Annotated in this window: 12 protein-coding genes; 10 read left to right on the top strand and 2 right to left on the bottom strand. The window is 42.2% G+C overall.

Annotation, left to right across the window (positions count from 1 at the left end):
• The first annotated feature begins 74 nt into the window (after positions 1-74).
• The 4 genes from RMO55_RS21715 to RMO55_RS21700 all read left to right on the top strand — a co-directional run bounded on the left by RMO55_RS21715 (position 75) and on the right by RMO55_RS21700 (position 2,681).
• Entirely contained in the window at positions 75-218 is a 144-nt protein-coding gene (locus tag RMO55_RS21715; protein WP_310430210.1) for a hypothetical protein, read from the top strand.
• Positions 219-400: 182 nt separating this feature from the next.
• Complete coding sequence (locus tag RMO55_RS21710) at positions 401-991, top strand: chorismate lyase (RefSeq protein ID WP_310430211.1); 591 nt, start codon at positions 401-403, stop codon at positions 989-991.
• Between the two features lie 98 nt (positions 992-1,089).
• Entirely contained in the window at positions 1,090-1,563 is a 474-nt protein-coding gene (locus tag RMO55_RS21705) for an NfeD family protein (RefSeq protein WP_310430209.1), read from the top strand.
• 197 nt (positions 1,564-1,760) lie between these two features.
• Positions 1,761-2,681, top strand: coding sequence for an SPFH domain-containing protein (locus RMO55_RS21700; protein ID WP_310430208.1), 921 nt, complete (start codon positions 1,761-1,763; stop codon positions 2,679-2,681).
• Positions 2,682-2,785: 104 nt separating this feature from the next.
• Here RMO55_RS21700 and RMO55_RS21695 read toward each other — a convergent pair whose 3' ends face one another.
• Positions 2,786-3,334: a hypothetical protein gene (locus tag RMO55_RS21695; RefSeq protein ID WP_310430207.1), complete on the bottom strand. Its 549-nt coding sequence runs from the start codon at positions 3,332-3,334 to the stop codon at positions 2,786-2,788.
• Positions 3,335-3,609: 275 nt separating this feature from the next.
• Between RMO55_RS21695 and RMO55_RS21690 the strand changes: the two genes are divergently transcribed.
• Together RMO55_RS21690 and RMO55_RS21685 are read left to right on the top strand one after the other, a co-directional pair.
• On the top strand, positions 3,610-4,560 hold the full coding sequence (locus RMO55_RS21690; protein WP_310430206.1) for a PIN domain-containing protein: 951 nt from the start codon (positions 3,610-3,612) through the stop codon (positions 4,558-4,560).
• An 83-nt stretch (positions 4,561-4,643) separates the two neighbouring features.
• A complete protein-coding gene (locus RMO55_RS21685) occupies positions 4,644-5,336 on the top strand; it encodes a class I SAM-dependent methyltransferase (RefSeq protein WP_310430205.1) in 693 nt (230 codons plus the stop codon).
• Between the two features lie 143 nt (positions 5,337-5,479).
• Here RMO55_RS21685 and moaA read toward each other — a convergent pair whose 3' ends face one another.
• Positions 5,480-6,466 carry a GTP 3',8-cyclase MoaA gene (gene moaA, locus RMO55_RS21680; protein ID WP_310430204.1) on the bottom strand — a complete coding sequence of 329 codons (987 nt, stop codon included), beginning with the start codon at positions 6,464-6,466 and terminating at the stop codon, positions 5,480-5,482.
• A gap of 221 nt (positions 6,467-6,687) precedes the next feature.
• Here moaA and RMO55_RS21675 point away from each other — a divergent pair, with 221 nt between their 5' ends.
• From RMO55_RS21675 to RMO55_RS21660, 4 genes are all read left to right on the top strand, one after another.
• The gene (locus RMO55_RS21675; RefSeq protein WP_310430203.1) at positions 6,688-6,990 is read left to right on the top strand and encodes a DUF2499 domain-containing protein; all 303 of its coding nucleotides are present in this window, start codon (positions 6,688-6,690) and stop codon (positions 6,988-6,990) included.
• A 3-nt stretch (positions 6,991-6,993) separates the two neighbouring features.
• Positions 6,994-7,308, top strand: coding sequence for a DUF3593 domain-containing protein (locus tag RMO55_RS21670; protein ID WP_310430202.1), 315 nt, complete (start codon positions 6,994-6,996; stop codon positions 7,306-7,308).
• A 12-nt stretch (positions 7,309-7,320) separates the two neighbouring features.
• Positions 7,321-7,812 carry a 2-amino-4-hydroxy-6-hydroxymethyldihydropteridine diphosphokinase gene (gene folK, locus RMO55_RS21665; RefSeq protein WP_310430201.1) on the top strand — a complete coding sequence of 164 codons (492 nt, stop codon included), beginning with the start codon at positions 7,321-7,323 and terminating at the stop codon, positions 7,810-7,812.
• A gap of 143 nt (positions 7,813-7,955) precedes the next feature.
• Positions 7,956-8,501, top strand: a complete 546-nt coding sequence (locus RMO55_RS21660; RefSeq protein ID WP_310430200.1) for an NUDIX hydrolase — start codon at positions 7,956-7,958, stop codon at positions 8,499-8,501.
• Positions 8,502-8,841: the final 340 nt, after the last annotated feature.

The following is an 8,841-nucleotide window of genomic DNA, read 5'->3' as shown; positions in this document are numbered from 1 at the left end:
TCAGGTGGCTAACATTAAATCGATCTAATGTTAGCAATAGCCTGTAAATCTAGATGCTTGAGTAGAGAAAATTCATGAATCGCTCATCCTATCCTGCAATTCTTCAGCAATTCTCCCAATCAGCAGGCGATCTCTACAATGGTGTTGCGACAAAAGATCGAGGCGCAAACAGGAGAAAAAATCTCGTCCAAAAAATCGCCGCAAGTGATGTCGAGTAAATTAATCGCGAAGTTTGATCTTTTCGACCCAAATCAAAGATTATGGGCTGGGGATTCCCGCCTGTTTGGCTAAAGCTAGTGAGATACCGTGGTCTAAAAATAGATTGTATGATAGTAAGAAGTAATATTAAGATTCATTAACACTTGTGGCTACCACGATCGACCTCAATAGTAACAACTCGATTTTTCCAGGTAGAGGCGACACTGCTGCGACGAGCTGGAATGCACTTAGTCCGATCTGGCAAGCTGGAGCTGAAGTGGTTCAAACTGGTTTACCACATCAACAGTTGCCACCTGCATGGCAAATATTATTACTAGGCGACGGTTCGCCGACGCGACATCTACAACTGCTAACGGGAGAGCCAACGGAGGTAGATGTAATTGATATGTCCGCGATCGGGATGGATAATGATGGTGCGCCGAGTTCTTTACAGGTAGTTCCAGGACCGAGAATCCGCCGTCAGGTCTGGCTGCGGACAGCTTCGGGGCAAAGGTTGGCTTATGCGACTTCCTGGTGGGAGGCGCGTCATGTGGATGAGTATCTGGAGAATAAGTCTTTGCCGATTTGGGCGAGTTTAGCGAAGTTACGGACAGAATTGTATCGGGATGTGCAAGGGATTTATTATGGTGAGTCTTCAGTGCTGGCTGAGGCGTTTGGGGAGGCTGGGCCATTTTGGGGTCGTCATTATGTGTTTTGGCACCGTGGTGAGCCTTTGACGCTGATTTATGAGGTGTTTTCACCTTATCTTCAGCGATATTTAGGAAAGGTTTAGATTTGAGTTCCGTTGGCGTAGCCTCTGGCGAATATCTTTTTGTCATTTCGGGGTTTCATTGGTTATCGTGGGAATAAACGATCGATTCCAACTAAATTATGATGTGGCTCAGTCAAATTACGATCGGTGGCATCGAGATTAGTCCCAGCGGATTGTGGCTGATAATCGGCACCGCACTATGCCTAATCGAACTGGTGATTCCAACTGCCTTTACCGCAGTTTGTCTGGGTGTGAGTGCCTTGTTGGTGTCACTAGTAGCATTATTGCTCCCATCATGGTTCGGGGTTCAAATCGCAATCTGGATGTTATTGTCCTGCGGATTAATTGCTTTGGGCTATCGCATCAATCAAAAGCGTACCTCCAGGAAAATTCAAGAGTCCACCGAAGCAGAAGCTTTGACAGCAATGATGCCCAACCAAACTGGGCGGGTACTATATGAAGGAGCCTCTTGGCGCGCAAAATGTGCCGATGGGGTAGAATCGATCGAACCTCACGATCTATTGCATGTAGTCGATCGTGAAGGTACCACGCTAATTGTTATGCCAATGCATCAATTTGGGATTAAAGATTAGGCGTTCAGGGGTGTGGCGTTCCCGTACTTATGGTGATGAGTTCGAGTTATTAGAAGAAGGTTAAAAGGAAAGACACGATCTATTTTTGATAGTTTACAATACTTTCTTTTACTATATCTACGGGAACGCCAGAGATGCTGAGATGAGTGTGTAAGCCCCAAATAAAAGTTGAAAATTTAATTTTAGAGAATACTGTTATGGAACCATTTGCTTTAATGATTGCTGCCATTCTCGGTTTTGGTGGCTTGTCTGGGATTAAAATTGTTAATCAGGGCGATGAAGCTCTAGTTGAAAGATTGGGTAAGTACACAGGTAAAAAGCTCCAACCTGGCCTAAATTATTTGATTCCGATGTTAGAGCGAGTTTCTTTTCAGCAAACTATTAGAGAAAGAGTAATTGATATTCCACCCCAGCAATGTATTACCAGGGATAATGTTTCTGTGACAGTAGATGCGGTTGTTTACTGGCGAATTTTGGACATGGAAAAAGCCTACTACCGTGTCGAAAATCTCCAAGCGGCGATGATTAACTTGGTACTCACCCAAATTCGAGCAGAAATGGGACAACTATCATTAGATGAAACCTTTACAGCTCGCAATCAAATCAATGAACTACTATTGCAGGATTTGGATAAATCTACCGATCCTTGGGGGGTGAAAGTCACTCGGGTGGAACTCCGCGATTTGATTCCAGCTAAAGCAGTGATGGATGCAATGGAATTACAAATGTCTGCGGAGCGAAAAAAACGAGCAGCAATTTTGACATCGGAAGGAGAGCGAGAATCAGCAGTAAATGCGGCTAAAGGTCGAGCGGATGCCTTGCTGCTGGATGCTGAAGCCCAGCAAAAATCAGTATTGCTAGCAGCAGAAGCCGAACGCCAACAGCAGGTGCTCAAGGCTCAAGGGGTGGCTGCTTCTGCAGGGATTATTGGCAAACAGCTAGAAGACAATCCTCAATCAAAACGAGCGATCGAAATCTTATTAGCGTTAGGATATTTAGAAATGGGTAATAATATTGGCAAGAGCGATAGTAGTAAAGTAATGTTTATGGACCCCAGTAACATTCCGGCAACAATGGAAGGAATCAAATCGATCTTGGGAGAATCTCCCCAGAGCTAAATAACGTCAAATATCGGAATATTCAAGCTGTAAAGACATATCCCCGACTTTTGAAGAAGTTGGGGATATAATTAAATATAAATTTTTTCTGCTGAATAAATTGATTATTTAGGCGCAACTTGTTCGATCGATTGCATTCTCCGCAGTCTAATTTCTTGCTCGGACACTTGCTGTCTGAGCAGTTGTAGTTGGGTTTGGGTAATTTGTTTCTGAGATTCGAGTACCTGGGTTTCCGACTTCAATTTTGCCATCCGTGCATTGTGATCGTCCGTGCGCCCTGGTTGATAGACAATCCCTAAGTATAGAGTTATATTTCGACCATCGATCGTATTAAGTGCGCCACCCAAATTTAATCCAAAGTCATTTTCCGTATTAACTGGATTTTGAATGACGGGACTCAGCGGGATGGCGGGATAATTAATCTGCTGAGTGTTGCTTTGACCATTATTTTGATTATTGCTTTGGCCATTGCTGAGGTTATTATTCTGATTGGTTTGTCCATTGGTATTCCCGTTGGAACCGTCGCCAATAAAGCCAGTTTGAGGCAGGTTATTAGTCGTCTGTGCTTGGCTGATACTAGTTCCCGCAAATAAACTCGATATAATCAATGTCGCTGTAGATAGATATTTGACGATCGTGGTATGTTCTGTCATGGTATGTTCTGTAGAGATGTTGGATAAATAGAGACACCCAATCTTAACTTACACACAAACTGGATTTTTGTACCATATTTGCGATAAAAGCCCGTAAATCAGCTCACATTTTATTATAGTGCGTATGTATTTTTGCTGCGACAACTTATCGGCTGCTATCGGCAGATCCGGTCAATACGGTGAGCACAAAGCGCAGATTGCGACTGGACAAGGATTTGCGGTTTAAAATATCCTTAAATTCACTATTCACTATTCACCATCCCCTAAATTAAGATATGCAGCTTTTCATCGATACAAATATTCTGCTATCTTTTTATGCACTCAATCAGGAAGATTTAGCCGAACTGAGTAAACTGATCGAGGCAATCGACAAACAACAAATTACACTGTTACTCACAGATCAAATTATCGACGAGTTTTATCGAAACCGCGAACAACGGATTGATGGAGCGATCAAATCACTCCGTACTCAAACCTTCAATCCCCAATTTCCGCAATTATGCGAAGACTATCCAGAAATCGATGTCCTGAGAGAATCACTCAAGCATTACGAGCAAGCTCATGCATCTTTAACTACAAAGATTCTCATAGATATTAAAACCAAAACTCTAAAAGCGGATCTCATTATTCAGTCTTTATTCAGCTTAGGTAAACAGCTTAAGAATAGTCCGGAGATACTCGATCGAGCGCGGTTTAGGATGGGGGTAGGGAATCCACCTGGCAAGAATAATTCTTTAGGCGATGCGATTAATTGGGAATGCTTGCTTGCCGAAACAGCAGATGGCGAAGATCTGTATTTTATTACTGGTGATAAAGACTATTGCTCGGCACTCAATGACGATGAATTCAGTGACTTTTTACTAACTGAATGGAATAACAGAAAGCGGACAAAAATTCACTTTTACAAACGATTGTCTAGCTTCTGCAAGGAACAGTTCCCTAATATTACCCTAGCTAGCGCGAGAGACAAAGAGTTTCTAATCAGAGATTTTGTTAACAGTCAATCAATATCTGCTACTCAAATAGCGATCGAGAAATTAAGCTATTATTCAGAATTTACCGCCGCTCAAGTCAATACAATTGTGACTGCGGCAATTTCCAATCGTCAAGTCGTTTGGTCGATCGAAGACGAGCGAGTAAAAAGTTTTCTACAATCGGTAGTAGCAAATAACAAACAGTATTTAGATACAGCTAGTCTCATGGCAATCGGACAATTACTAAATTGAGTTAAAAGTTGAAATAATAATAAAGAGTTAAGATGTATCTATGGATAACGCATTATGATGATGCTGGTGCATTCACAAAATACATGAAAGAAAAAATCAAGAAAATTCCAGTTATTGGTAATTTAGCCAAACAAATTTACTCGCAAATAGCCGGAAATAGCTCAACGTCAGCAGCCTTTACCGACTCGGGCAAGTATTGGGAAGATCGATATGCTGCGGGCGGCAATTCCGGTGTTGGCTCATACGACAAATTTGCAGAGTTTAAAGCAGAAATTCTCAATGAATTTGTTGCTAAGGAGAACATAGAAACTGTGATTGAATTTGGTTGTGGTGATGGGAACCAATTGACGCTGGCAAAATACCCCAACTATCTCGGACTCGATATAAGTAGTACGATAATCTCTTTATGCCAAGAACGCTTTGCTACTGACAGTAGCAAAGCGTTTGAGTTAATGCAGAAATATGATGGAAAAACCAGCGATCTAACATTATCTCTAGATGTTATTTATCATCTAGTCGAAGATGAAGTATTTGAGAATTATATCAGTAGCTTATTTAATGCAGCTACTCGCAATGTAATTATTTACTCAAATAATTATGAAGATGAAGCTGGCTCTGGCGCACCACATGTGAAGAATCGCAAATTTACCACATGGATCGAGGCGAATCAATCTGACTGGAAACTAAAGGAACATATTCCTAACAAATATCCATATCAAGGTGATTACACGACTGGTTCTTTTGCTGACTTTTATATTTACGAGAAAGCTGTTTAATAATTATTAATTAGTAGTTACTTTTCCCCAAAGTAAAGATGCGATTTAAATCTCAAAATCGCATCTTTTTTAAGGTAACATCTTAAAAAATTGTATCTAGAAATATCGATCGAGTCTGTGAAGTTAACGCTAAAAAATATTTTTCATCCACCAATTTGGGACATTGTGCGGTGATAAGATCCGGTAGTTCCAGATTCGCGACCTTTATAGTTAATTTCTGGTTTGAGATCGAGTAAATCTCGAACTTGCGATCGCAATTCTGCTGTAGATACACCGTTGCGGAGTGAATTTTTGAGATCCAATTGTCCGGTTTCATTGAGCAAACAGGGGCGCAACCAACCATCAGCAGATAGACGCATTCGATTGCACCTGTCGCAGAAGCATTCAGACATTTGACTGATAAATCCTAGTGTGCCTTTAGCCCCTGGAATGGTAAATACGTCCGCAGGGCCATTTCCACGTACATGCGCCTCCGTCAATCCCCATTTTTCCCGAATCTGCTGACGAATTAATTCTGAAGATATCCACCCTCGATCGCTAAATAATTCATCGTTACCAATTGGCATAAACTCAATAAAGCGGACATGCCACTGTTTGTCAATGCTCAAAGCCGCTAAATCCAATACTTCGGTATCATTGACTCCTGGAATGACTACTACATTTAACTTGAGCGGTTCAAATCCCGCTCGATCGGCGGCAAGAATCCCATCCCAGACCTGCTGCCAGCGAGATCTACCAATATTGCCAACAATCTGATCGAAGGTAGCTTCCTGGAGCGAATCAAGGCTGATATTCACCCGTCGGAGTCCAGCTTGATATAAATCTTGCGCCATCCCTGCCAGTAGAAAGGCATTCGTAGTAAGCGAGAGGTCTTGAGTCTGTGGTAGACTCGCGATCGATCGCACGATATCGACTACCCCTTTACGTAACAATGGCTCTCCCCCAGTCAGCCGAAAGCAGGTAAAACCGACAGGGATAAACACTTCCCGAATCAGAGTCAACAACTCATCATCAGTCAAAAGTTGCTGGCGATGGAGATACTCTAATTCAGCCCCTTCGGGCATACAATACTGACACCGAAAGTTGCAGCGATCGATGAGGCTAATTCGTAAGTAATTTACCTGGTTCATCTCTCTATTGTGCTCGATCGCTCTGCTAATTTCTAGTTATTTTGTGGGGATTGGGGGTTCGGGGTTCGGGATTGGGGATTGGGGATTGGGGATTTGGGGTTTGGGATTTGGGGTTTGGGATTTGAGATTGGGGGTTCGGGATTTTATAGATTACTCTAAAAAGATATTACGATGGAACAGAAGGAGACTATTCAGACAGCAAAGAACTAACATAATTTTAGATGCACGTACTCTCGATTCCGACTTGGATTATTCATATTTCTAGCGTCATTGAGTGGATGACAGCAATTTGGTTGATTTGGCTGTATGCCGAAGCTAGTGGTAATCTGGCATGGCGGAGTCTTTCGTTTGGGATGTTACCTGCGTTAGTGAGTGCGATGTGTGCCTGTACCTGGCATTTTTTCGATAATACTCTCGATTTAGAATGGTTGGTTACGCTCCAAGCCGCGATGACGGTGTTAGGTAATCTGACGATGTGTTTGGCGGCTTGGAATATTAGTGGAAAGTTGAAAGTTGAAAGTTAGTATATGTCTTCGATAATTGGATCGGTATTTTCTAAAGAATCTTTATTTGCACTGTCCTTGTTTCCCTACTTAGGATTTCTTTGGTTTATGACCAAGAAAGTTGAAACGCCTAAGATTGCTTTAATTGGTTTCTATCTGACTTTAGTATTCGTCGCAGTGACGATTCCGGCAGGGATATATGCTCAATTTACTTTGCATAAGTCGCTGGCTAATGTCGATTGGTTGCATGGTGGAGCTGAAGTTTTTTTGACGCTTTCTAATATCGCAATCGCGATCGGGTTTGGCAAAGCGTTAAAGCAGTTGAAAGTTGAAAGTTGAAAGCGTCGAGATATGTCAGAATTAAGTTTGTGTGCGATCGGGTTAGGGAGTAATTTGGGCGATTCTCGATCGATCTTAATTGGCGCGATCGATCGATTACAAAAGCATCCCCAGATTGAGCTATTAGCCATTTCTAGTTGGTATCTTACAGATCCAATTGGGCCACCTCAACCAGATTATATTAATGGTTGTGCGACGATTGAAACTAGTCTGGCACCACTAGATTTATTGAATATTTTACAGGCGATCGAATCCGAATTTGGGCGGGTGCGTCAGGAGATTTGGGGTGCGCGGACGTTAGATTTAGATCTGTTGCTCTACGATAATTTAATTATCGATCTTCCAACCCTACAGATTCCCCATCCCCGAATGATCGAGCGGGCATTTGTGCTCGTACCATTAGCCGAAATTGCCCCCGATTCGATCGAACCCAAATCTGGACACTCGATCGCTACCCTCTGTCACAAGTTAGAATATTCAGGAGTTAAGTTACTTCAAGAATAGGAAGTAATTAGGTCTATAATCTAGATGGTGGGCAATGCCCACCCTACATCTTATCGATTATTAATTATCTGCTTGGTGCGCTAAACCGTCGGGGAACCCGACGAGCGCGCATCCGCAATTATCAATTATCAATTAATTAAACCATGCCACTCGGAAACGAACCAGCTAAAATTATTCAGAAGAAACTGCATTATCAAGGACGTAAATTTTCTTTTAATGTCGATCGAATCGAATTACCTAATGGTGCGATCGGCGAATGGGAATGTATCCATCATCCTGGCGGTGCTTTAGCGGTACCGATTACTCCCGATGGAAAATTAGTGTTAGTCAAGCAATACCGTTTTCCTACTCAAGGACGGATTTTAGAATTCCCCGCAGGTACATTAGAAGTAGGTGAAGATCCGGCGACAACGATTGCGCGAGAAATTGAAGAAGAGACAGGATATCGCGCTGGAAAATGGCAGAATTTAGGTGAATTTTTTCTCGCACCTGGTTATTGCGATGAAATTATTTATGCTTACTTAGCACAGGATTTAGAGAAATTAGCCGTCCAACCTGCGGGTGATGACGATGAAGATATTAGTATCGTATTGATGACTCCCGCTGAATTTGAAACTGCGATTTTTGATGGCGAACCGATTGATGCCAAATCGATTGCGGCTTATTTCCTCGCCCGCAAATTCCTATAATTAGCCACAAATTGACGATCTCTCATCAAGAATGGTTAACAATTGTTGCAGTCGATCGATCGATCGTTAGATAATAGATGAGTAAGCTCCGCAAAATCTCGACTAAAGACGGGAGTTTAATTCCCTAAAGCCTAAAACTATCAAGCCTAACCCCTAAATTATGAGCGTTCAAATTATCTTACCAATTCTCACGATTCCTTTTGTGCTTGGCGTGCTATTCTTTGGCACCCGTAACGGTTTTTATGATTCCGACAAATATCATGGTAATGGTTCTGCACACTAAACAGTGACCGATCGATTGCTTCAATCTTTCAAGATTAGCACCGAATTTATCCTGGAC

It is taken from the genome of Chamaesiphon sp. VAR_48_metabat_135_sub (genome assembly GCF_031418915.1).
Classification (GTDB): domain Bacteria; phylum Cyanobacteriota; class Cyanobacteriia; order Cyanobacteriales; family Chamaesiphonaceae; genus Chamaesiphon.
The sequence above is the reverse complement of the archived record's forward strand: the minus strand, read 5'-3'. Positions and strand labels throughout refer to the sequence as shown.